This is a genomic window from Piscinibacter sp., assembly GCF_047600445.1.
Taxonomy (GTDB): Bacteria; Pseudomonadota; Gammaproteobacteria; order Burkholderiales; family Burkholderiaceae_C; genus Piscinibacter.
On the sequence record NZ_JASGKT010000001.1, the window covers coordinates 770430 to 791754 of the forward strand.

Consider the following 21325-nt stretch of genomic DNA (forward strand, 5'->3'; position numbering starts at 1 on the left):
CGCCAATGGTGCGCGCCCGCCGGGCGGATCGCAATCCCTCCGTGGAGCGAGGGCTCGGGCGTCACGTCGCCGCCCGCGGGTCGTGCCTGAGCAGCGTCTCGACCTCGCACAGCCGCGCCCGCGCGGCGCGCTGGCCGGCCTCGAACAGCTCCGGCAGCGCGTCGGTCTGCCACAGGCCGACGTGCCGGTCCAGCGCCAGCTCGAAGGGCACGATGCGCTGACCGCGCGCGGCGGCCGCGTCCAGGCGCGCGCGCATCAGGTTGTTGAGCGTCATGGTGCTGACGTGCGCGACCAGGCGCGAAGGCCGGTCGATGCGGCGCGGCGGCCGGCCCGCGAAGCCGAGCGTCAGCACCACGCTCGCATCGAGCGCGGCGGCCACTGGCAGCGGGTCGGAGGCGACGCCGTCGATCAGCCGCTGGCCGTCGATGTGTACCGGCGGGAAGACCAGCGGAACCGCCATGCTGGCGCGCAGCGCCGGCGCGAGCGCGCCGCGCGACAGCAGCACGGGCTCGCCGCTGGACGCATCGGTGGTGGCGATGCGCAGCGCGAGCGGCAGCGCCTCGATGCGGCGCGTGCCGAACACGGACTCGATGCGCTGCCCGATCAGCGAGCTGTCACGCAGCGCGAAGTCGGCGTTGAAGCGCGCCAGGCGCGGCATCAGCAACTGCAGCCAGGCGCGCCGGTTGTGCCGCTCGGTCAGTTCCTGCGACCACAGCTTGCGCGACAGCGCGAGGCCCTCGGCCGGCGCCATGCCCGAGGCGATCACCGCGCCGAACAGCGCGCCCGAGCTGCAGCCGACCACGAGGTCGGGCCGGATGCCGTGGCGCGCCAGCGCGTCGACGATGCCCAGCGCCGCCACGCTGCGCACGCCGCCGCTGCCGAGCACCAGGGCAAGACGATGGCGGCTCATCGCGTCCTCGCTTCGGCAACCACCAGCCGGGCGTCGCCGCGGTGCGCACTGAGCGTGAAGCCGGCCCGGCGCAGCAAGGTGAGCATCGGCAGGTTGTCGACCAGCACGTGGCCGTACAGCCAGCGCAGGCCCTCGTCGGCGGCGGCCCTGCGCAGCGCCGCGAGGCAGCGGCGCCCGAGCCCCAGGCCGCGCCAGCCTTCGGCGACCACCAGCGCGAACTCGGCGGCGCTGTCGCTGGCGTCGGTGACGCAGCGTGCGTCGGCCACCAGCAGTTCGCCGCCGTCGTGCTCGACGGTGGCCAGCAGCGCGATGCGGCGATGGCCGTCGACGCTGGTCATCTCGTGCAACTGCTTCGGCGGCAGGCCGTTGAGCGTGCAGTGGAAGCGCCGCCGCCGCGCCAGCGGCGACAGGCTCTCGATCATGCGGCCGAGCGCCGCGGCATCGCCCGGGCAGGCCGTGCGCAGGGTGACGCGCCGCCCCGTGCGCGTCGCGAAGCGGTGGATCGTCAAGGGTGCAGTCGTCATGGTGACCTCCTGACCCCGTACCACGCGCGGCGCGCTGCGATCCGGACAGCGCCCTCGCCTCACCCCCCTTTGGGGTGGAAGCGCGGTCGCGTGGGGCGAGGCTCAGTCCGACTTCGCCAGCAACGTGAAATGCTCCACCACCGGCGGCTGCGCGAAGAACGGCCCGACGATCGCGCGCCACTGCGGGAACAGCGGGCCGCCGCGGAAGTGCACGGTGTGGTCTTCCAGCGTGTTCCAGAAGATCTGCAGCAGGTAGCGCTCGGGCGATTCGATGCCCTTGTCGACCTTCCAGCCGCGAAAGCCCTGCGCCTGGGCGATCACGGTGGTCACGCCGCGCACGATGGCTTCTTCGAAGGCGGCCTGCTGGCCGGGCTGGATGCGGATGTCGGCGAGTTCGAGGATCATGGCTCTTCCTTGAGGCAGGGGTGGTGGGTCGTCAGACGCCGAGGTAGCGCGCCAGCGCGGCGGGGTCGGCGGCCAGCGTGTCGCTCGCGCCGGCAGCCACGATGCGGCCTTTTTCCATCACCGCGGCGCGGTCGGTGTGGGCGAGCACGCGGCGGTAGTCGCGGTCGACGATCAGGGTGCTGATGCCGGTCTCGCGGATCGCGACGATCACGCGCCAGATCTCGGCGACGATCAGCGGCGCCAGGCCCTCGGTGGCTTCGTCGAGGATCATCAGCTTCGGGTTGGTCATCAGCGCGCGGCCGATGGACAGCATCTGCTGTTCGCCGCCCGAGAGCTGGCCGCCGCCGTGCGCCAGCCGCTCGGCCAGGCGCGGAAAGGTGGCGAGCACGCGCTCCTCGGTCCAGTCGCGCCGGCCGTCGGCGCCGGCGCGCGCGCTCATCAGCAGGTTCTCGCGCACCGAGAGGTTGGGGAAGATGCCCCGTCCCTCTGGCACGTAGCCGATGCCGAGACGCGCCATGCGCTCGGGCGGCCAGCCGGTCACCTCGCGCCCCTCCCACGCGATGCGGCCCGAGGCCGGGCGCACGTAGCCCATCAGCGTGCGGATCAGCGTGGTCTTGCCCATGCCGTTACGGCCCAGCAGGCCCAGCGCGCTGCCGGCCGGCAGCTCGAGCGCGGCGCCGTGCAGGATGTGCGCTTCGCCGTAGTAGGTGTGGAGGTCGGCAATGCTCAGCATGCTCAATGGCCCTCGCCGAGATAGGCCGTCTGCACCTCGCGGTTGGTGCGGATCGCCGCCGGCGCGTCGCTGGCGATCACCTCGCCGTTGACCATCACCGTGATGCGCTCGGCGATGCGGAACACCGCGTCCATGTCGTGCTCCACCAGCAGCACCGCGTGCGTGGCCTTCAGCGCGGCCAGCAGCGCGAGCATGCGTTCGGTCTCCTCGGCGCCCATGCCGGCCAGCGGCTCGTCGAGCAGCAGCACGCGCGGCCGCGTCGCCAGGCACATCGCGATCTCGAGCTGGCGCTTGCCGCCGTGGCTGAGCGTGCCGGCGCCGCGCTGCGCGGCGTCGGCCAGGCCGGCCGCGGCCAACGCCTCGTGCGCCGCCGCCAGGCTGGTGTCGCAGCGCTGCGCCGCTTCCCACAGCGCCCAGGGGCGCGGCCGCGCGGCCTGCGCGCACAGGCGGCAGTTCTCCAGCACCGTGAACTCGGGGAAGATCGTCGTGCGCTGGTAGCTGCGGCCGATGCCGGCGCGCGCGCGTTTCGGCTGCGACCAGTCGGTGACGTCGTGGCCATCGAAGTGGATGCTGCCGCCCGAGGGCGCGATCTCGCCCGAGAGCATGTTGATCAGCGTCGACTTGCCCGCGCCGTTGGTGCCGATCACCGCATGCACCTCGCCGGCGTGCAGGTCGAGCGAGACGCGGCTCACCGCGGTGAGGCCGCCGAAGCGGCGCGTCAGCAGGTTGGAGCGCAGCAGCGGCTGATCGACGTTCGCCTGCGGCTCAGCCACGCGATGCTCCCGACTGCAAGCGCTGCTTCAAGCCGATCAGGCCCTTGGGCAGCAGCGCGACGAAGGCGATGATGGTCAGGCCCAGCGTGAGCTGCCAGTGCGCCGCCAGCGGCCCGAGCAGCGCCTCGCTCTGGAACAGCTCCTTCAGCAGCGTGAAGGCGACGGCGCCGAGCACCGCGCCGCGCAGGCTGCCGATGCCGCCGAGGATGATCATCAGCAGCACCGCGCCCGATTCGTGCCACGACAGCAGCTCGGGGTTCACCGCGCCGTCCTTCACCGCCGTCAGGAAGCCGGCCAGCCCGGCGAGCGCGCCGCCGATCACGAAGGCCGCGAGCTTGTAGCCGTAGCTGCGGAAGCCCGCGGCGCGCATGCGCTGCTCGTTGACGCGTATGCCGGCCAGCGCGTGGCCGAGGCGCGAGCGGCCGATCAGCGCCAGCAGCGCGTAGGTGAAGGCGAGGGCGCCCAGCACGAAGTAGTACAGGTGCCGCTTGTCGTCGAGGTCGAGCAGCGCGGCGCCGCCGATCGCGAGCACCGGCTTGCCGTAGAGGAAGATGCCGTCGCTGCCGCCGCCGACCTGGGTGTCGTGGAACACGAAGTAGGCCATCTGCGCGAAGGCCAGCGTCACCATGATGAAGTAGACGCCCTGCGTGCGCAGGCTGAGCGCGCCGACGAACAGCGCGTACAGCGCCGCCGCGCCGACGGATGCCGGCAGCAGCCACCACAGCGAGGCCGCGCCGGCGTCGCCGCTGCCCAGCACCGCCACGTAGGCGCCGATGCCGAAGAAGGCCGCGTGCCCCAGGCTCACCAAGCCGGCGCTGCCCACCAGCAGTTCGAGGCTGAGCGCGAAGATCGCCAGCACCGCGATCTTCAGCACCAGGTCCTGCGTGTAGGGCGTCAGCACCAGGGGCAGCGCGGCGAGCGCGAGCAGCGCGGCGACGGGAACCAGCCACGGGCGCATCTCAGTGGCCCCGCTTCATCAGCCCTTCGGGCCGCCACACCAGGATCACCGCCATCAGCAGGTACACGCCGATGCCGCTGAACTCGGCGAAGAACACCTTGCCGAAGGTGTCGACGAAGCCGACCAGCAGCGAGGCGATCAGCGCGCCGGTGATCGAGCCGATGCCGCCGATCACCACCACCACGAAGCAGATGATCAGCACGCTGGCGCCCATGTTCGGGTACACCGACGACAGCGGCGCGGCGATCATGCCGGCCAGCGCGGCCAGCGCCACGCCGCCGGCGAAGACGATGCGGTACAGGCGCTGGATGTCGATGCCCAGGCCGCGCACCATGTCGCGGTTGCTGGCGCCGGCGCGGATCATCATGCCCAGCCGGGTGCGGTTGACCACCCAGTACAGCGCCACGGCCAGCACGACGCACGCCGCCGACGCGAACACGCGATACCACGGGTAGCTCATCAGCTCGCCGAGCTGGAAGCCGCCGGCCAGCCACGCGGGTGCCTGCACGCCGTGCACGTCGTTGCCCACCGTCAGCGAGCGCAGCTCCTCGAAGACGAGGATCAGCGCGTAGGTCATCAGCACCTGCTGCAGGTGGTCGCGCTGGTAGAGGAAGCTGAAGAAGGCCCACTCCAGCACGTAGCCGAACAGCGCCGCGAGGACCACGCCGGCGGCGAGCTTGGTCAGGTACCAGTCGCCGAACCACGGCGCCAGCACGAAGGCCAGGTAGGCGCCGATCATGTAGAAGCTGCCGTGGGCGAGGTTGATCACGCCCATGATCCCGAAGATCAGCGTCAGCCCGCTGGCCACGAGGAACAGCAGCAGCCCGTACTGCACGGCGTTCAGGCACTGGACGAGGAAGGTGGCGAGGTCCATTGCCGGGGCGGCCGTGGCGGAGGGAACCCCGAGCTTACAGCCCCCGCGCGGGGGCTGCGAGATACTGGGCGCCGTTGCGTTGGAGAAAAAAGCCCATGAAGATCCTCGTCCCCGTCGACGGCTCGGCCGAATCGCTCGCCGCGGTGCGCCACGCGCTCGCGCTGGTGCGCGAAGGCCTGCGCGCCAGCCTGCTGCTGGTCAACGTGCAGGAGCCCGCCGGCCTGTACGAACTGCTGCGCGTGCACGACGCCGAGGCGATCGAGACCATCGCGCGCGAGGCCGGCGAGCACCTGCTGGCCGAGGGCGCGGCGCTGTGCAAGGCGGCGGGCGTCGACCACGAGATCGAGGTCGCGCGCGGCGAGCCGGCGCATGCGCTGCTCGACATCGCCGACGACGAGGGCTGCGCGCTGATCGTCGCCGGCGCGCACGGCAAGGGCGAGAGCGAAGGGCGCCGGCTCGGCTCGGTCGCGCACACGCTGGTGCACGACGCGCGGCTGCCGGTCACGCTGGTGCGCTCGGGGGCGTGACCGCGGATCTCCGTTCGCCCCGAGCCCGTCGAAGGGCGCTCGCGGAGCACGACGGGCTTCGACAGGCTCAGCCCGAACGGGACACGGTTCGTCAGTGTGACATCAGCACCGGGATCGTCATCGACTCGATCACGGTGCGCGACGCGCCGCCGAGCACCCACTCGCGCGCGCGTCCGTGGCCGTAGCAGCCCATCACCAGCAGCTCGCTCTGCTCGTCGGCCGCCAGCGAGAGCAACTGGTCGCCCACGCCGCTGCCGGCCGCCACCTCGCGCTTGAACGCCGCCTGCACGCCGTGCTGGCGCAGGTAGCCGACGATGCCGGCCTCGGCGCCGGCTTCGCCGCGCTCGTCGAAGGCGGCCACCGTCACGCGCTGCGCCCGCTGCAGGATGGGCAGCGCGGCCGTCACCGCGCGCGCCGCCTCGCGCGTGGGCTTCCAGGCGACCAGCACGCGCTCGAGCTTGGCCGGCGCCGCCGCGACGTGCGGCAGCACGATGGCCGGGCGGCCGCTGGCGATCAGCACCGACGAGACGAAGTCGGCGGGCAGGTCGGCGTCGCGGCCGGCGTCCGCGCCGCGCTGGCCGAGCAGCAGCAGGTCGGCGCACAGCGCGCGCTGCGTCAGCTCGGCGACCGGCTGGCCGCTGCACTCCTGCCAGCCGACGTGCGCCGCGTCGACCGTCGCGGCGTAGCGCTTGCGCGCCGCTTCCAGCCGCTGCTGGTCGACCTCGGCGAGCATCGGCGCCATGTCGGCGCCCGCGGCCATCGCCATCGGGTAGCGCAGCAGCGCCGAGACCACCGCGTAGACCGCGGTGGCCTGCGCGCCGTGTGCCAGCGCGAGCTGCTCGGCGAGTTTCAGGCGCGCCGCCGCCTGCGGCGAGGCGTCGACGTGGACGAGGATGGATTTCAGCGTGCTCATGGGCCGGCTCCGGCGAGGCGAAGATGGAGATGCTGCCACGCTACGGCGCGGCGCGTGGCGCGCCGTTGAGCGCTGTCAATCCGGCTCACTGCGGCTCACTGTGGGCCGAGCCCGAGCAGCCGCATCGCGTTCTTCTTCAGGATCAGCTCGTGCACCGCCGGCTTGAACCCCGCCTCGCCGAAGTCCTTCATCCAGCGCTCGGGCGTGATCAGCGGGTAGTCGCTGCCGAACAGCATGCGGTCGCGCAACAAGGTGTTGGCGTACTGCACGAGCTGGGGCGGAAAGTACTTCGGGCTCCAGCCCGACAGGTCGATCCACACGTTCGGCTTGTGCAGCGCCAGCGACAGCGCCTCGTCCTGCCACGGCCAGCTCGGGTGCGCGACGACGATCTGGATGTCGGGGAAGTCGATCGCCACGTCTTCCAGCAGCATCGGGTTGCTGTTCTGCAGCCGCAGTCCGCCGCCGCAGCGCATGCCGCTGCCGATGCCCGAGTGGCCGCTGTGGAAGATCGCCGGCAGCTTGTGCTCGGCGATCACCTCGTAGATCGGCCAGGCCATCTTGTCGTGGGGCAGGAAGCCCTGCACGGTGGGGTGGAACTTGAAGCCCTTGACGCCGTGCTCCTCGACGAGCCGGCGCGCCTCGCGCGCGCCCATCCTCCCCTTGTGCGGGTCGATGGACGCGAAGGCGATCATCATGTCGGCGTTCTTCTGCGCCGCCTCGCAGATCTCCTCGTTCGGGATGCGGCGCCGGCCGAGCTGCGCCTCGCTGTCGACGGTGAACATCACCAGGCCGATCTTCTTCTCGCGGTAGTAGGCGACCGTCTCGTCGATGGTCGGCCGGCGGTTGCTGCCGAAGTACTTGTCGGCCGCGCGGTCGTACTCCTCGCCGTAGTTGTCGAAGGGGTTCCAGCACGACACCTCGGCATGCGTGTGCACGTCGATGGCGATCAGCTCGGCGGTGTTCATGGTGCCTCCAGGCGACTCAATTGATTTCTCAAGATAACTAAAAGTGCCGGCTCGCACAAGATGATTCCAGGGTTTCTACTATGTGCTCTCTGCTTCACTTAGTTAAAACTAAGAACTAAATACGCGAGACGCACCCCATGAGCCTGAACTTCCTTCCCGCCACCGGCGCGCTGGCCGCGCTGGACCTGCTGCACGTCCAGACGGCCGGCGCCGTGGCGCACATCCGGCTGAACCGGCCGGCCAAGCGCAACGCCATCAACGACACGCTGATCGCGCAACTGCACAGCGCCTTCGTCTCGCTGCCCGAGGCCGTCAAGGCGGTGGTGCTGACCGGCGCCGGCGAGCATTTCTGCGCCGGGCTCGACCTGTCGGAGCTGAGCGAGCGCAGCGTGGCCGAAGGGGTTCTCCACTCGCGCACCTGGCATGCCGCGATGGACGCCATCCAGTTCGGGCGCGTGCCGGTGGTGGCGGTGCTGCACGGCGCGGTGGTCGGCGGCGGGCTGGAGCTCGCCAGCAGTTGCCACATCCGCGTCGCCGAGGAAAGCGCCTACTACGGCCTGCCCGAAGGCCAGCGCGGCATCTTCGTCGGCGGCGGCGGCTCGGCGCGCGTGCCGCGCCTGGCCGGCGTGGCGACCATGAGCGACATGATGCTGACCGGGCGCGTGCTCGACGCCGGCGAGGGCGAGCGGCGCGGGCTGTCGCAGTACGTGGTGCCCAACGGCAGCGGCTTCGCCAAGGGCTGCGAGCTGGCCGCGAGGATCGCGGGCAATGCGCCGTTGTCGAACTTCGCGGTGATGCAGGCGCTGCCGCGCATCGCCGACCTGTCGCAGCCCGACGGGCTGTTCGTCGAGTCGCTGATGGCCGCGATCGCGCAGGGCGACGAGGCGGCCAAGGAGCGCGTGCGCGCCTTCCTCGAGAAGCGCGCCGGCAAGGTGGAGAAGTCGTGACGCCCGCCGCGCCTCGCTACCGCGCGCTGCCGCTGGGCGGCTCGCTGGCCGCGCACTTCGAGCGGCGCGCCGACGGCACGACGCGGGTCACCTCCGCCGAGCCGCTGGCCGACCACCCCGCGCGCCTGACCGACCGGCTGCTGCACTGGGCCGCCGTGTCGCCCGAGCACACGCTGGTGGCCAAGCGTGTGCACGGCGGCGACTGGCGCCGCGTCAGCTACGCCGAGGCGGTGGCCAGCGCCCGGCGCATCGCGCAGGCGCTGCTCGACCGCGGCCTGTCGGCCCAGCAGCCGGTGGCGATCCTGTCGGACAACGACATCGAGCACCTGCTGCTCGGCCTGGGCGCGATGTTCGCCGGCGTGCCGTTCGCGCCGATCTCGCCGGCCTACTCCACCGTCTCGCAGGACTACGGCAAGCTGCGTCACATCCTCGGCGTGCTGACGCCGGGGCTGGTGTTCGCGTCGTCGGCCAGCGGCTACGGCCGCGCGATCAGCGCCGTGGTGCCGGCCGCCACGCCGGTGGTGCTGGCGCACGGCGAGATCGAAGGCCGCGCGACGATCCCCTTCGATGACCTGCTGGCCGCGCCGGCGGGCGCGGCGGTGGATGCGGCCCATGACCGCGTCGGCCCCGACACCATCGCCAAGTTCCTCTTCACCTCGGGCTCGACCAAGCTGCCCAAGGGCGTGATCAACACGCAGCGCATGCTGTGCGCCAACCAGCAGCAGATCCTGCAGTGCTTCCCCGGGCTCGGCCAGGTGCGGCCGGTGCTGGTGGACTGGCTGCCGTGGAACCACACCTTCGGCGGCAACCACAACGTCGGGCTGACCCTCTACAACGGCGGCACGCTCTACATCGACGAGGGCAAGCCGACGCCGGCGGCGATCCACGAGACGCTGCGCAACCTGCGCGAGATCTCGCCCACGGTGTACTTCAACGTGCCCAAGGGCTTCGAGGAGATCGCCAACGCGATGGAAGACGACGCGAAGCTGCGCGACAGCCTGTTCGCGCGCGTCAACATGTTCTTCTTCGCCGGCGCCGGGCTCTCGCAGCCGGTGTGGGACAAGCTCGACCGCCTCGCCGAGGCCGCCTGCGGCGAGCGCATCCGCATGCTCACCGGCCTGGGCATGACCGAGACCGCGCCGTTCGCGATGTGCGCCAACGCCGGCGAGGTGAAGTCGGGCCATATCGGCCTGCCGGCGCCGGGCATGGAGCTGAAGCTGGTGCCCAGCGGCGACAAGACCGAGGTGCGCTACCGCGGCCCCAACGTCACGCCGGGCTTCTGGCGCGCGCCGGAGCAGACGCAGGAGTCCTTCGACGACGAGGGCTTCTACTGCAGCGGCGACGCCGTGCGGCTCATCGATCCCGCGAACCCCGGCCGCGGCTTCGCCTTCGACGGCCGCACCGCCGAGGACTTCAAGCTCTCCACCGGCACCTTCGTCTCGGTGGGCCCGCTGCGGGCGCGCGTGATCGGCGCCGGCGACCCCTGCGTGCAGGACGTGGTGGTGGCCGGCATGAACCGCGACGAGCTGGGCCTGCTGATCTTCCCGCGCCTGGACGCCTGCCGCGCCTTCGCCGGCCTGCCGCCCGACGCGCCGCCCGCCGAGGTGCTGGCCGCGCCGCGGGTGCGCGGCTTCTTCCAGCGCCTCGTCGACGGCCAGTGGGCGGCCGGCACCGGCAGCGCCACGCGCGTGGCGCGCGCGCTGGTGCTGGTCGACCCGCCGAGCATCGACCACGGCGAGGTCACCGACAAGGGTTCGATCAACCAGCGCGCGGTGCTGACGCGGCGCGAGGCGCTGGTCGAGCACCTGTACGCCGCCGGCGACGGCGTCTACCTCCCGCAACGCTGAACGACGCACCGCCGAAGGAGCATCCATGGACATCGCCGGACACGCCGCACTCGTCACCGGAGGGGCCTCGGGCCTGGGCGCGGCCACCGCGCGCGAGCTGGCGCGGCTCGGCGCCAGGGTCGCGGTGCTGGACCGCAACGCCGAGGGCGCGCGGGCCGTCGCCGCCGCGATCGGCGGCATCGGACTCGAGTGCGACATCACCGACAGCGCCAGCGTCGCCGCCGCGCTCGAGGCGGCGCGCGCCGCGCACGGCCCGGCGCGGCTGCTGATGAACGTCGCCGGCATCGGCACCGCCCGCCGCATCGTCGGCAAGGACGGCTCGCCCGCGCCGCTGGAGGACTTCGAGCGCGTGGTGCGCGTCAACCTGGTGGGCACCTACAACATCACGCGCCTGGCGGTGGCCGAGATGGTCGGGCTCGACGCGCTGGAAGATGGCGAGCGCGGCGTGATCGTCAACACCGCCTCGGTGGCCGCCTTCGACGGCCAGGTCGGCCAGGAGGCCTACGCCGCCAGCAAGGGCGGCGTGGTCGGCATGACGCTGCCGCTGGCGCGCGACCTGGCGCAGTTCGGCGTGCGCGTGTGCACCATCGCGCCGGGGCTGTTCCTGACGCCGCTCATGGCCGAGCTGCCGCAGACGGTGCAGGATTCCCTGGCGGCGAGCATCCCCTTCCCCAAGCGGCTGGGCAAACCCGAAGAGTTCGCCGAGCTTGCCGCGGGCATCATCCGCAACCGCTCGCTGAACGGCGAAGTGATCCGGCTCGACGGCGCCCTGCGCATGGCGCCGCGCTGAGGATTTCCAGGCCATGCCCAAGACCACCCACCACACCGTCGAGGTTCACTTCGGAGACTGCGATCCCGCGGGCATCGTGTTCTTCCCGAATTTCTCGCGCTGGATGGACGCCGCCTCGCTGAAGTTCTTCATGGACTGCGGCGTGCCGCCGTGGCGCGAGCTGGTCAAGACGCGCGGCATCGTCGGCACGCCGCTGCTGGAGATCAACACCCGCTTCGTCAAGGCCGCGACCTACGGCGAGACGATCCGTATCGCCACCTGGGTCGAGGAGTGGCGCGACAAGGTGTTCGTGCAGATGCACCGCGTGACGCGCGGCGACGAGCTGATCTGCGAGGGCCGCGAGGTGCGCGCCTTCGTCCGGCGCGACGCCGACGACCCCGATCGCCTGCGCGCGATCCCCGTTCCCGACGACATCAGGGCCTTGTGCGCCTGAGCGACCCCCACACCCACACCGGAGACAAGAGCATGAAAACGCTGAAGATCCTGGCCGCCGCGGCGGCGATGCTGCTGGCCGGCGCCGCGCAGGCCGACATCACCATCGGCATCAGCCTGCCGCTGACCGGCCCGGCCTCGGGCCTGGGCATCCCGATGGCCAACTACATCAAGCTGTGGCCGCAGAGCATCGCCGGCGAGAAGCTCAACGTGATCGTGCTCGACGACGCCACCGACCCGACCAAGGGCGTGACCAACGCGAAGAAGTTCATCACCGAGGACAAGGCCGACATCATCATGGGCTCGGCCGCCACGCCGGTGGCCATCGCGATGGCCGGCCCGGCCGCCGAGGCGGAGACGGTGCAGTTCATGTACTCGCCGGCGGTGCTGCCGGCCGGCAAGGACACCTGGTCGTTCCGCCTGCCGCAGGGCAACGCGGTGATGGCCTACGCGATGATCGAGCACATGAAGAAGCTCGGCGTCAAGACCGTCGGCTTCCTCGGCTACACCGACGCCTACGGCGAGAGCTGGCTGAACGACTTCAAGGCGCAGTCGCAATTGCTGGGCGGGCCGCAGGTGGTGGCGGTCGAGCGCTTCGCGCGCGCCGACACCAGCGTCACCGCGCAGGCGCTCAAGCTCGTCAGCGCCAACCCCGACGCGATGCTGGTCGTCGCCTCCGGCTCGGGCGCGGCGATGCCGCACAAGGCCATCGTCGAGCGCGGCTACAAGGGCAAGATCTACCAGACCCACGCCGCGGCCTCGCGCGACCTCGTGCGCGTCGGCGGCAAGGACGTGGAGGGCGCCTACGTGGTGTCGGGCCCGGCGGTGATTCCCGAGCAACTGCCGGCCTCGCATCCGTCGCGGGCGCTGGCGGCCGACTTCGTCGCCAAGTACGAGAAGGCCTACGGCCCGAACAGCCGCAACCAGTTCGGCGGCCACGCCTACGACACCATCGTCGTGCTCGAGAAGGTCGTGCCGGTGGCGCTGAAGAAGGGCAAGCCCGGCACCCGGGAGTTCCGCGTCGCGCTGCGCGACGCGGTCGAGAACATGGGCCGCACCGTCGTCTCGCACGGCGTGCTGAACTACACCAAGGACAACCACTGGGGCTTCACGACCGAGACCGGCGTGGTCCTGAAGGTGGTCAACGGCGACTGGAAGGTGGAATGAGATGACGGCCCCCCGGTCGCTTCGCTCCTGCCCCCAAGGGGCGCCGTCCGGCTTGGGGCGGCCCGGCGCCGGACAACCCAGCTTCGAGTAGCTTATGGACTTCTCCATTGCCAGCATCCTGACGCTGGACGGTGTCACCAGCGGCGCGGTGTACGCGCTGCTGGCGCTGGCCCTGGTGCTGGTGTTCGCCGTCACGCGGGTGATCTTCATTCCGCAGGGCGAGTTCGCCGCCTACGGCGCGCTGACGCTCGCGCTGCTGCAGCTCGGGCAGGTGCCCGGCACGGTGTGGCTGTTGCTGGTGATGGCGCTGGTCGCGACCGCGCTCGACGCCGTGGCCGCGCTGCGGCGCGGGCTGCCGGCGGGCGCGGTGGCGCTGGGGGCGCTCAAGTCGCTCGCCTTCCCGGTGGCGGTGACGGCCTTCGCCTGGTGGGCCGCGCCGCGCAACCTGCCGCTGCTGCTGCAAAGCCTGCTGACGCTGGCGATCGTCACGCCGCTGGGCCCGCTGGTGTACCGGCTGGCCTACGAGAAGCTGGCCGACGCGACCGTGCTGGTGCTGCTGATCGTCTCGGTCGGCGCGCACTTCGCGCTCACCGGCCTGGGCCTGGTGTTCTTCGGCGCCGAGGGCTTCCGCAACCCGAGCTTCTGGGACGCGCGCTTCAGCGCCGGGCCGGTGACGCTGTCGGGCCAGACGCTGATCATCTTCATGGTCTCGATCGCGCTGATCATCGCGCTGTACCTGTTCTTCGAGCGCACGCTGCGCGGCAAGGCGCTGCGCGCGACCGCCGTCAACCGGCTCGGCGCGCGGCTGATGGGCATCTCCACCTCCGGCGCCGGGCGCTTGAGCTTCGGGCTGGCGGCCTTCGTCGGCGCGCTGTCGGGCCTGCTGATCGGGCCGACGACGACGATGTTCTACGACTCCGGCTTCCTGATCGGCCTGAAGGGCTTCGTCGCGGCGATCTTCGGCGCGCTGTCGAGCTACCCGGCCGCCGCGCTGGGGGCGATCTTCGTCGGGCTGATCGAGAGCTTCGGCTCGTTCTGGGCCAGCGCCTTCAAGGAGGTCATCGTCTTCACGCTGATCATCCCCGTGCTGCTGTGGCGCAGCTTCCAGCACGGCCACCACGACGAAGAGGAATGACGATGCTGCGCCGCAATCTGCTCATCGCCTTCGTGGTGCTGGTGGCGGCCCTGCCGCTGCTGCCGGTGCCCGAGTTCTGGATCACCCAGGCCAACTACATCGGCCTGTATTCGCTGGTGGCCATCGGCCTGGTGCTGCTGACCGGCGTGGCCGGCCTGACCAGCTTCGGCCAGGCGGCCTTCGTCGGCATGGGCGCCTACACGGCCGCCTACCTGACGCTGACCCACGGCGTCTCGCCGTGGATCACGGTGTGGATCGGCCTGGCCTTCACCTACGTCGCCGCGCTGCTGCTGGGCTGGATCACGCTGCGCATGTCGGGCCACTTCCTGCCGCTGGCCACCATCGCCTGGGGCCTGAGCCTGTACTACCTGCTCGGCAACATCGACGCGCTGGGCAAGTACGACGGCCTGCTCGGCATTCCGGCGCTGGAGCTCTTCGGCCTGACGCTGAACACCGGCCGCAGCTTCTACTTCCTGCTCTGGCTGCTGGTGCTGCTGGCGGCGTTCGGCGCGATCCGGCTGCTCGACTCGCGCACCGGCCGCGCGCTGCGCGCCGTCAAGGGCGGCACGACGATGGCCGAGGCGATGGGCGTCAACACCTTCGGCCTGAAGGTCACCGCCTTCGTGCTCGCCGCGCTGCTGGCCAGCGTGTCGGGCTGGCTGTTCGCGCACTTCCAGCGCACGGTCAATCCGTCGCCGTTCGGGCTGAACAAGGGCATCGAGTACCTGTTCATGGCGGTGATCGGCGGCGTCGGCCACGTGTGGGGCGCGATCGTCGGCTCCACCGTCGTCAAGGTGATGGAGGAGCAGTTGCAGGACTGGCTGCCGCGCCTGTTCGGCACCAGCGGCAACTACGAAGTCATCGTGTTCGGCATCCTGCTGATCCTGGTGCTGCAGTACGCGCGCGACGGCATCTGGGCCTTCGTCGAGGCGCGCTTCCCGAAGCCGCAGCGCGCGGTCGACTGGGGCGACGCCGAGCCGCTGCCGCAGCGCGAGCAGCCGCCGCGCGGCGAGGTGGTGCTGGACGTGCAGGACGCGCGCAAGGAGTTCGGCGGGCTGGTGGCCGTCAACGACGTGAGCTTCCAGGTGCGTGCCGGCCAGATCCTCGGCCTGATCGGGCCGAACGGCGCCGGCAAGTCGACCACCTTCAACCTCGTCACCGGCGTGCTGCCGGCCACGCGCGGCAAGGTGCTGCTGCGCGGCCAGCCGGTGCAGAGCCTGCCCTCGCGCGAGATCGCCGCGCGCGGCGTGGCGCGCACCTTCCAGCACGTCAAGATGATCCCGACCATGACGGTGCTGGAGAACGTCGCGCTCGGCGCGCACCTGCGCGGCAAGGCCGGCGTGGCCGCGGCCGTGCTGCGCCTGGACCGCGGCGAGGAGAAGCGCCTGCTGCGCGAGGCGCAGAAGCAGCTCGAGCGCATCGGCATGGGCGAGCGCATGCACGAGCTGGCCGGCAACCTGGCGCTGGGCCCGCAGCGGCTGATGGAGATCGCGCGCGCGCTGTGCGCCGACCCGATGCTGCTGCTGCTCGACGAACCCGCCGCCGGCCTGCGCCTGAAGGAGAAGCAGGCGCTGGCCGCCGTGCTGCGCCAGTTGCGCGACGAGGGCATGGCGATCCTGCTGGTCGAGCACGACATGGACCTCGTGATGGGCCTGGTCGACCGCGTGGTGGTGATGGAGTTCGGCACCAAGCTGATCGAGGGCACGCCGGAGGAGGTGCAGGCGAGCCCCGCGGTGCGCGCGGCCTACCTCGGCACGGAGCATTGAATGAAACCCCCAAGCTCACTTCGTTCGCGGCCCCCCGAGGGGGCGCTCGCCTGCCTTGGGACGGCCCGGCGGGAGGCGCCATGAGCGAACTGATCCTCGATGTGAAAGACCTGCACGCCGGCTACGGCCGCGCCGAGGTGCTGCACGGGCTGAACCTGCAAGCCAGGAAGGGCAGCGTGGTCACCGTGATCGGCCCGAACGGCGCCGGCAAGTCGACGCTGCTCAACGCGCTGATGGGCGTGCTGCCCTCGCGCGGCGGCATCGCCTACCGCGGCCAGCCGATCGGCACCAAGGCGCTGGAAGAGCGCGTGATGCAGGGCATCGCGCTGGTGCCTGAGACGCGCGCGCTGTTCGGCACCATGCCGGTGGAAGACAACCTGCTGCTCGGCGGCTACCGGCAGGTGCTGCTCGGCAACAAGGGCGCGGCGCAGATGCTGGAGCAGGTCTACACGCTGTTCCCGCGCCTGAAGGAGCGCCGCGCGCAGCTCGCCGGCACGCTGTCGGGCGGCGAGCGCCAGATGCTCGCGGTCGGCCGCGCGCTGATGAGCCGGCCCGAGCTGCTGATGCTCGACGAGCCCAGCCTCGGCCTCGCGCCGCTGGTGGTCAAGGAGATCTTCCGCACCATCGAGAAGCTGCGCGCCACCGGCGTGACCATCCTGCTGGTCGAGCAGAACGCGCGCGCCGCGCTGGAGGTGGCCGACCACGGCTACGTGCTGGAGATGGGCGAGATCGCGCTCGAGGGCCCGGCCGAGGCGCTGGCCCGCGACTCGCGCGTGATCGACACCTACCTCGGTGCCGCGCGCCAGAAGACCTCCGCCTGAGCCGCCGCCGCGATGTGGCACTACGACGCGCCGCTGCGCGACATGCGCTATGTGATCGAGGACGTGCTGGGCCTGCCGGCGCAGTGGGCGGCGCTGCCCGCCTTCGCCGAACTGGACGCGCCCACCGCGCGCCGGGTGCTGGACGAGGCCGCACGCTTCGCCACCGAGGTGCTGGCGCCGACCAACGCGCCGGGCGATCTGGAAGGCTGCAGCTTCGCCGATGGCGAGGTGCGCACGCCGCGTGGTTTCAAGCAGGCCTACCGCGCCTTCGTCGAAGCCGGCTGGCCGGCGCTGGCCTGCGATCCGGCCGTCGGCGGGCAGGGGCTGCCGCAGGTGCTCAACGCCGCGCTCTACGAGATGCTCGCCGCGGCCAACCACGCCTGGACCATGTACCCGGGGCTGCTGCACGGTGCCTACGAATGCCTGCACCTGCATGCCTCGGATGAGCTGAAGCAGCGCTATCTCGGCAAGGTGGTCAGCGGCGAATGGCTCTCGACCATGTGCCTGACCGAGGCGCAGGCCGGCTCCGACCTCGGGCTGCTGGCCACGCGCGCGATGCCCGCGGCCGACGGCTCGTACCACCTGAAGGGCACCAAGATCTTCATCTCCGGCGGCGAACACGACCTGACGGACAACATCGTGCACCTCGTGCTCGCGCGGCTGCCCGACGCGCCCGCCGGCACCCGGGGCCTGTCGCTGTTCCTCGCGCCCAAGTTCCTGCCCGACGGCGCGCGCAACGCGCTGCGCTGCGACGGCATCGAGAAGAAGATGGGCATCAAGGGCAGCGCCACCTGCGTGATGAATTTCGACGGCGCCACCGGCTGGCTGGTCGGCGAGGCACACCGCGGCCTGCAGGCGATGTTCGCGATGATGAACGCGGCGCGGCTGCACGTGGCGCTGCAAGGCCTGGCGCACGCGCAGAACGCGCACCGCAACGCGGTGGTGTATGCGCACGAACGGCTGCAATCGCGCGCGCCGGTGCGCGGCGATGCCAAGGGCAGCGCCGACCCGATCGTGCTGCACCCCGCGATGCGCCGCACGCTGCTGCGCCAGCGCGTGCTGGTGGAGGGCGCGCGGCTGGTCGCCTACGAGGCCGCGCACCTGATCGACCTGGCCGCGCACGCCGCCGACGCCGCCGAGCGCGAGCGCGCGCAGGAGCAGGCGGCGCTGCTGACGCCGGTGCTCAAGGCCTTCCTCACCGACAACGGCTTCGCGCTCGCCAGCGACGCCCTGCAGGTGTTCGGCGGCCACGGCTACGTGCACGACTGGGGCGTCGAGCAGTGCGTGCGCGACGCGCGCATCGCGATGATCTACGAGGGCAGCAACCAGATCCAGGCGATCGACCTGGTGCTGCGCAAGCTGGTGGCCGACGGCGGCCGGAGGTTCGCGGCCTGGCTGGAGGCGCTGGCCGCCGCGCTGCCGGCCGGCGGCGCGCACGGCGCGGCGGCGGCGGCGCAACTGCGCCGCCTGGGCGCGCTGGCGGCCGACGTGGTGGCCGCCTCGCGCGAGGACGCCGAGCTGCCCTACCGCGTCGCCGACGACCTGCTGCGCGCCACCGCGCTGGCGCTGGTGGCGCAGGCCTGGGCGCGCGCCGACGCCGTCTCGGCGCGGCCCGAGCACGCCGGCGACGCCTTCCACGCCGCCAAGCGCGAGAGCGCGGCGCACTGCTTCGCCCACCTCGCGCCGGAGTTCGAGCACGCGCTCGCGCAGGCGCGCGCCGGCTGGCGGCCGTTTGCGCAGGTGGCGCTGCTGTCGCTGGCATGAGCGCGCCCGGGCTCGACCATTCGAAGCTGACCAACCTGGTCGGCTACGTCGCCAGCCGCGCCGCCATCGTGCTGCGCCGGGATTTCGAGCGCGCGCTGGGGCCGCTCGGCCTGAAGGTGCTGGACTACTCGCTGCTGGTGCTGGTGGCCAGCAACCCCGAGGTCAACCAGAAGCAGCTCGGCGAGGCGCTCGACATCTCGGCGCCCAACATGGCGATCACGCTGGACCGCCTGGTCGAGCGCGGCTGGGTCGAGCGCGTGCGCAGCACGCAGGACCGCCGCGCGATGATCATCCACCTGACGCCGGCCGGCAGCGCGCTGGCCGCGCGCGCGCAGAAGATCGCCGCGACGATGGAGGAGAAGACGCTGGCCGTGCTCTCGCCGGCCGAGCGCGCGCTGCTGATCGAGCTGCTCGGCAAGGTCGGGTTGCGCGCGGGCAGACCCCGTTCGGGCTGAGCCCTTCGACAGGCTCGGGGCGAACGGCGGAAGTCCGTCAGCCCCAGACTTCGCGCGCCGTCTCCACCACCAGCGCCAGCTTGCGCCGCTGGTCTTCCACCGCGATGTTGTTGCCGTGCACGGTGCTGGAGAAGCCGCACTGCGGCGACAGGCAGAGCTGGTCGAGCGGCGCGTACTTCGCGGCTTCCTCGATGCGGCGCTTCAGGCCGTCCTTGCTTTCCAGTTGGCCGAACTTGGTGGTCACGAGGCCGAGCACGACGATCTTGCCCTTGGGCAGGAAGCGCAGCGGGCGGAAGTCGCCCGAGCGCTCGTCGTCGTACTCGAGGAAGAAGGCGTCGAGGTTCATCTCCGCCAGCAGCGCCTCGGCCACCGGCTCGTAGTTGCCGGCCGCCGCGTGCGTGCTCTTGAAGTTGCCGCGGCACAGGTGCATCGCCAGCGTCATGCCGGCCGGCTTCAGCGCCACCACCTTGTTGATGAACTTCGCGTAGCGGTGCGGCAGCTCGTTGGGGTCGTCGCCGCGCTGGCGCGCCGCCTCGCGCATCTTCTCGTCGCACAGGTAGGCGAGGTTGGTGTCGTCCATCTGCACGTAGCGGCAGCCGGCGTCGTAGAGCGATTGCAGCTCCTCGCCGTAGGCCTTGGCCACGTCGTCGTAGAAGGCCGGCTCCAGCTCGGGGTAGGCCTCGCGGCTGATGCCGGCGCGCCCGCCGCGGAAGTGCAGCATCGTCGGGCTGGGGATCGTCACCTTCGGCGTCAGGCCGGCGGCCACCTGGCTCTTCAGGTACTCGAAATCGGCCTTCTGGATGTCCTTGACGTGCCTGACCTTGTCGGTCACGCGGATCACCGGCGGCGCCAGCTCCTCGCTGCCGTCGGGCTTGCGGATCGTGACCGGGATGTCGGTCTTCACGCCGCCGAGCTGCTCGAGGAAGTCGATGTGGAAGTAGGTGCGGCGGAACTCGCCGTCGGTGATGGACTGCAGGCCGACGTCCTGCTGGAACTTCACGATCTCGGTGATCGCCTTGTCCTCCACCGCGCGGAGCTGCTCGGCGCTTATCGTCTTGCGGGCGAAGAACTGTTCGCGCGCTTCGAGCAGGTAGCCCGGGCGCAGGAAGCTGCCGACGTGGTCGGCGCGGAACGGCGGGGTGGTGCGTGCGGTCATGCGAATGTCTCCGGAATGCTGGGGTCGTCGCACGATGATAGGCATGCCGGAGGCGCCGCGGGCGCCTCGCCATGCCGGTTTGCGATAGCTGCTAGTGGGCGCCGCCCGTTGTCCGCCGCCCGCTGCGCCCGCACGATCCCGGCCCAACGCACGACGCGCCGCCGGCTCAGGGTTCTCCCTGAAGGTGAAGCCCACGATGGGCCGGTCGCGGACCGGCGCGACAATCGGGCCCCCTCCCTGGAGACGACTCTCATGCAAAAGCGCACCGCCCTGCGCGGCCTCGCCGCCGTGACCCTGATCTCGGGCCTGGGCCTGTCGGGCTCGCCGGCCCTGGCCGCCGACCCGATCAAGATCGGCCTGATCCTGCCGATGACCGGCCAGCAGGCCAGCACCGGGCGCCAGGTCGAGGCGGGCGTGCGGCTCTACATGACGCAGAACAACCCGGTGATCAACGGCCGCAAGGTCGAGGTGGTCGTCAAGGACGACGCCACCGTGCCCGACACCACGCGCCGCCTCGCGCAGGAACTGGTGGTGCAGGAGAAGGTGGTCGCGCTGGCCGGCTTCGGCATCACGCCGGCGGCGATGGCCACCGCGCCGATCGCCACGCAGTCGAAGACGCCGATGGTCGTGATGGCCGCCGCCACCTCGGCGATCACCGAGGCCTCGCCCTACGCGGTGCGCAGCAGCTTCACGCTGCCGCAGGCCTCGGTGGCGCTGGCCGAGTGGGCCAACAAGAACGGCATCAAGAAGGTGGTCACGCTGGTCAGCGACTACGCGCCCGGCATCGACGCCGAGAAGTACTTCGCCGACCGCATCGTGCTGAACAGCGGCACGGTGATGGACAAGCTGCGCACGCCGCTGCGCAGCCCCGACTTCGCGCCGGTGCTGCAGAAGGTGCGCGACGCCAAGCCCGACGCGCTGTTCGTGTTCCTGCCCTCGGGCCAGGGCGCGGCCTTCATGAAGCAGTTCGCCGAGCGCGGGCTGGACAAGTCGGGCATCCGCCTGATCGGCACCGGCGACATCACCGATGACGACCAGCTCAACGACATGGGCGACGTGGCGCTGGGCGTGGTCACCGCGCACCACTACGCGGCGGCGCACAAGTCGGCGGTGAACCAGAAGTTCGTCGAGGCCTTCAAGAAGGCCAACAACGGCCTGCGCCCGAACTTCATGGCGGTGGGCGGCTACGATGGCGCGCGCATCATCGTCGAGGCCCTGAAGGCCACCAAGGGCGCCGGCGGCGAGCCGCTGCTCAACGCGATGAAGGGCCAGGTGTTCGAGAGCCCGCGCGGCCAGGTGCTGATCGACGGCCAGACGCGAGACATCGTGCACGACATGTACATCCGCAAGGTCGAGCGCGTCGGCGGCGAACTCCAGAACGTCGAGTTCGACGCCATCAAGGCCATGAAAGACCCCGGAAAGTCGAAATGACCCCCCCGGAGCGCCTCACGGCGCTCCCCCCA

At 71.3% G+C, this 21325-nt stretch carries 22 protein-coding genes; 12 read left to right on the top strand and 10 right to left on the bottom strand.

Annotation, left to right across the window (positions count from 1 at the left end; all coding sequences use genetic code 11):
- Positions 1-61: 61 nt before the first annotated feature.
- The 7 genes from QM792_RS03585 to QM792_RS03615 all read right to left on the bottom strand — a co-directional run bounded on the left by QM792_RS03585 (position 62) and on the right by QM792_RS03615 (position 5177).
- Positions 62-910 carry a patatin-like phospholipase family protein gene (locus tag QM792_RS03585; protein ID WP_415147812.1) on the bottom strand — a complete coding sequence of 283 codons (849 nt, stop codon included), beginning with the start codon at positions 908-910 and terminating at the stop codon, positions 62-64.
- Entirely contained in the window at positions 907-1434 is a 528-nt protein-coding gene (locus QM792_RS03590) for a GNAT family N-acetyltransferase (protein ID WP_415147813.1), read from the bottom strand. The genes QM792_RS03585 and QM792_RS03590 overlap by 4 nt, the downstream gene beginning before the upstream one ends.
- Positions 1435-1536: 102 nt before the next feature.
- Entirely contained in the window at positions 1537-1839 is a 303-nt protein-coding gene (locus QM792_RS03595) for an antibiotic biosynthesis monooxygenase family protein (protein WP_415147814.1), read from the bottom strand.
- A 31-nt stretch (positions 1840-1870) separates the two neighbouring features.
- Complete coding sequence (locus QM792_RS03600; protein WP_415147815.1) at positions 1871-2572, bottom strand: ABC transporter ATP-binding protein; 702 nt, start codon at positions 2570-2572, stop codon at positions 1871-1873.
- Positions 2573-2574: 2 nt separating this feature from the next.
- The gene (locus QM792_RS03605) at positions 2575-3345 is read right to left on the bottom strand and encodes an ABC transporter ATP-binding protein (RefSeq protein WP_415147816.1); all 771 of its coding nucleotides are present in this window, start codon (positions 3343-3345) and stop codon (positions 2575-2577) included.
- The gene (locus tag QM792_RS03610; protein WP_415147817.1) at positions 3338-4303 is read right to left on the bottom strand and encodes a branched-chain amino acid ABC transporter permease; all 966 of its coding nucleotides are present in this window, start codon (positions 4301-4303) and stop codon (positions 3338-3340) included. The genes QM792_RS03605 and QM792_RS03610 overlap by 8 nt, the downstream gene beginning before the upstream one ends.
- 1 nt (position 4304) lies before the next feature.
- Positions 4305-5177, bottom strand: coding sequence for a branched-chain amino acid ABC transporter permease (locus QM792_RS03615; protein ID WP_415147818.1), 873 nt, complete (start codon positions 5175-5177; stop codon positions 4305-4307).
- A 95-nt stretch (positions 5178-5272) separates the two neighbouring features.
- Between QM792_RS03615 and QM792_RS03620 the strand changes: the two genes are divergently transcribed.
- Complete coding sequence (locus QM792_RS03620; protein ID WP_415147819.1) at positions 5273-5704, top strand: universal stress protein; 432 nt, start codon at positions 5273-5275, stop codon at positions 5702-5704.
- Between the two features lie 91 nt (positions 5705-5795).
- Here the strand turns inward: QM792_RS03620 and QM792_RS03625 are convergent, their stop codons facing one another.
- Together QM792_RS03625 and QM792_RS03630 are read right to left on the bottom strand one after the other, a co-directional pair.
- Positions 5796-6617, bottom strand: a complete 822-nt coding sequence (locus tag QM792_RS03625; RefSeq protein ID WP_415147820.1) for a universal stress protein — start codon at positions 6615-6617, stop codon at positions 5796-5798.
- A 95-nt stretch (positions 6618-6712) separates the two neighbouring features.
- On the bottom strand, positions 6713-7582 hold the full coding sequence (locus QM792_RS03630) for an amidohydrolase family protein (protein WP_415147821.1): 870 nt from the start codon (positions 7580-7582) through the stop codon (positions 6713-6715).
- A gap of 137 nt (positions 7583-7719) precedes the next feature.
- Here QM792_RS03630 and QM792_RS03635 point away from each other — a divergent pair, with 137 nt between their 5' ends.
- From QM792_RS03635 to QM792_RS03680, 10 genes are all read left to right on the top strand, one after another.
- On the top strand, positions 7720-8529 hold the full coding sequence (locus tag QM792_RS03635) for a crotonase/enoyl-CoA hydratase family protein (protein ID WP_415147822.1): 810 nt from the start codon (positions 7720-7722) through the stop codon (positions 8527-8529).
- Positions 8526-10376, top strand: coding sequence for a feruloyl-CoA synthase (locus tag QM792_RS03640; protein ID WP_415147823.1), 1851 nt, complete (start codon positions 8526-8528; stop codon positions 10374-10376). Before QM792_RS03635 ends, QM792_RS03640 begins: the two co-directional genes overlap by 4 nt.
- A gap of 25 nt (positions 10377-10401) precedes the next feature.
- Positions 10402-11166, top strand: a complete 765-nt coding sequence (locus tag QM792_RS03645; protein ID WP_415147824.1) for an SDR family NAD(P)-dependent oxidoreductase — start codon at positions 10402-10404, stop codon at positions 11164-11166.
- Positions 11167-11179: 13 nt separating this feature from the next.
- Complete coding sequence (locus QM792_RS03650; protein ID WP_415147825.1) at positions 11180-11599, top strand: acyl-CoA thioesterase; 420 nt, start codon at positions 11180-11182, stop codon at positions 11597-11599.
- A 32-nt stretch (positions 11600-11631) separates the two neighbouring features.
- A complete protein-coding gene (locus QM792_RS03655) occupies positions 11632-12765 on the top strand; it encodes an ABC transporter substrate-binding protein (RefSeq protein WP_415147826.1) in 1134 nt (377 codons plus the stop codon).
- 94 nt (positions 12766-12859) lie between these two features.
- Positions 12860-13900: a branched-chain amino acid ABC transporter permease gene (locus QM792_RS03660; RefSeq protein ID WP_415147827.1), complete on the top strand. Its 1041-nt coding sequence runs from the start codon at positions 12860-12862 to the stop codon at positions 13898-13900.
- 2 nt (positions 13901-13902) lie between these two features.
- Entirely contained in the window at positions 13903-15666 is a 1764-nt protein-coding gene (locus QM792_RS03665) for an ABC transporter permease subunit (protein ID WP_415147828.1), read from the top strand.
- Between the two features lie 80 nt (positions 15667-15746).
- On the top strand, positions 15747-16487 hold the full coding sequence (locus QM792_RS03670) for an ABC transporter ATP-binding protein (protein WP_415147829.1): 741 nt from the start codon (positions 15747-15749) through the stop codon (positions 16485-16487).
- 12 nt (positions 16488-16499) lie between these two features.
- Positions 16500-18251, top strand: a complete 1752-nt coding sequence (locus tag QM792_RS03675) for an acyl-CoA dehydrogenase family protein (protein ID WP_415147830.1) — start codon at positions 16500-16502, stop codon at positions 18249-18251.
- The gene (locus QM792_RS03680; RefSeq protein ID WP_415147831.1) at positions 18248-18706 is read left to right on the top strand and encodes a MarR family winged helix-turn-helix transcriptional regulator; all 459 of its coding nucleotides are present in this window, start codon (positions 18248-18250) and stop codon (positions 18704-18706) included. Before QM792_RS03675 ends, QM792_RS03680 begins: the two co-directional genes overlap by 4 nt.
- Before the next feature lie 37 nt (positions 18707-18743).
- Here QM792_RS03680 and QM792_RS03685 read toward each other — a convergent pair whose 3' ends face one another.
- Positions 18744-19862 (bottom strand): 5-methyltetrahydropteroyltriglutamate--homocysteine S-methyltransferase, encoded by a 1119-nt coding sequence (locus QM792_RS03685; RefSeq protein ID WP_415147832.1) that lies wholly within the window; start codon positions 19860-19862, stop codon positions 18744-18746.
- A gap of 252 nt (positions 19863-20114) precedes the next feature.
- Between QM792_RS03685 and QM792_RS03690 the strand changes: the two genes are divergently transcribed.
- Complete coding sequence (locus QM792_RS03690; RefSeq protein ID WP_415147833.1) at positions 20115-21293, top strand: ABC transporter substrate-binding protein; 1179 nt, start codon at positions 20115-20117, stop codon at positions 21291-21293.
- Positions 21294-21325: the final 32 nt, after the last annotated feature.

Coding starts and splice junctions, on each gene's coding strand:
- QM792_RS03585 (WP_415147812.1), bottom strand. CDS start 910: ATGAGCCGCCATCGTCTTGCCCTGGTGCTCGGCAGCGGCGGCGTGCGC.
- QM792_RS03590 (WP_415147813.1), bottom strand. CDS start 1,434: ATGACGACTGCACCCTTGACGATCCACCGCTTCGCGACGCGCACGGGG.
- QM792_RS03595 (WP_415147814.1), bottom strand. CDS start 1,839: ATGATCCTCGAACTCGCCGACATCCGCATCCAGCCCGGCCAGCAGGCC.
- QM792_RS03600 (WP_415147815.1), bottom strand. CDS start 2,572: ATGCTGAGCATTGCCGACCTCCACACCTACTACGGCGAAGCGCACATC.
- QM792_RS03610 (WP_415147817.1), bottom strand. CDS start 4,303: ATGCGCCCGTGGCTGGTTCCCGTCGCCGCGCTGCTCGCGCTCGCCGCG.
- QM792_RS03615 (WP_415147818.1), bottom strand. CDS start 5,177: ATGGACCTCGCCACCTTCCTCGTCCAGTGCCTGAACGCCGTGCAGTAC.
- QM792_RS03620 (WP_415147819.1), top strand. CDS start 5,273: ATGAAGATCCTCGTCCCCGTCGACGGCTCGGCCGAATCGCTCGCCGCG.
- QM792_RS03625 (WP_415147820.1), bottom strand. CDS start 6,617: ATGAGCACGCTGAAATCCATCCTCGTCCACGTCGACGCCTCGCCGCAG.
- QM792_RS03630 (WP_415147821.1), bottom strand. CDS start 7,582: ATGAACACCGCCGAGCTGATCGCCATCGACGTGCACACGCATGCCGAG.
- QM792_RS03635 (WP_415147822.1), top strand. CDS start 7,720: ATGAGCCTGAACTTCCTTCCCGCCACCGGCGCGCTGGCCGCGCTGGAC.
- QM792_RS03645 (WP_415147824.1), top strand. CDS start 10,402: ATGGACATCGCCGGACACGCCGCACTCGTCACCGGAGGGGCCTCGGGC.
- QM792_RS03650 (WP_415147825.1), top strand. CDS start 11,180: ATGCCCAAGACCACCCACCACACCGTCGAGGTTCACTTCGGAGACTGC.
- QM792_RS03655 (WP_415147826.1), top strand. CDS start 11,632: ATGAAAACGCTGAAGATCCTGGCCGCCGCGGCGGCGATGCTGCTGGCC.
- QM792_RS03660 (WP_415147827.1), top strand. CDS start 12,860: ATGGACTTCTCCATTGCCAGCATCCTGACGCTGGACGGTGTCACCAGC.
- QM792_RS03665 (WP_415147828.1), top strand. CDS start 13,903: ATGCTGCGCCGCAATCTGCTCATCGCCTTCGTGGTGCTGGTGGCGGCC.
- QM792_RS03670 (WP_415147829.1), top strand. CDS start 15,747: ATGAGCGAACTGATCCTCGATGTGAAAGACCTGCACGCCGGCTACGGC.
- QM792_RS03675 (WP_415147830.1), top strand. CDS start 16,500: ATGTGGCACTACGACGCGCCGCTGCGCGACATGCGCTATGTGATCGAG.
- QM792_RS03680 (WP_415147831.1), top strand. CDS start 18,248: ATGAGCGCGCCCGGGCTCGACCATTCGAAGCTGACCAACCTGGTCGGC.
- QM792_RS03685 (WP_415147832.1), bottom strand. CDS start 19,862: ATGACCGCACGCACCACCCCGCCGTTCCGCGCCGACCACGTCGGCAGC.
- QM792_RS03690 (WP_415147833.1), top strand. CDS start 20,115: ATGCAAAAGCGCACCGCCCTGCGCGGCCTCGCCGCCGTGACCCTGATC.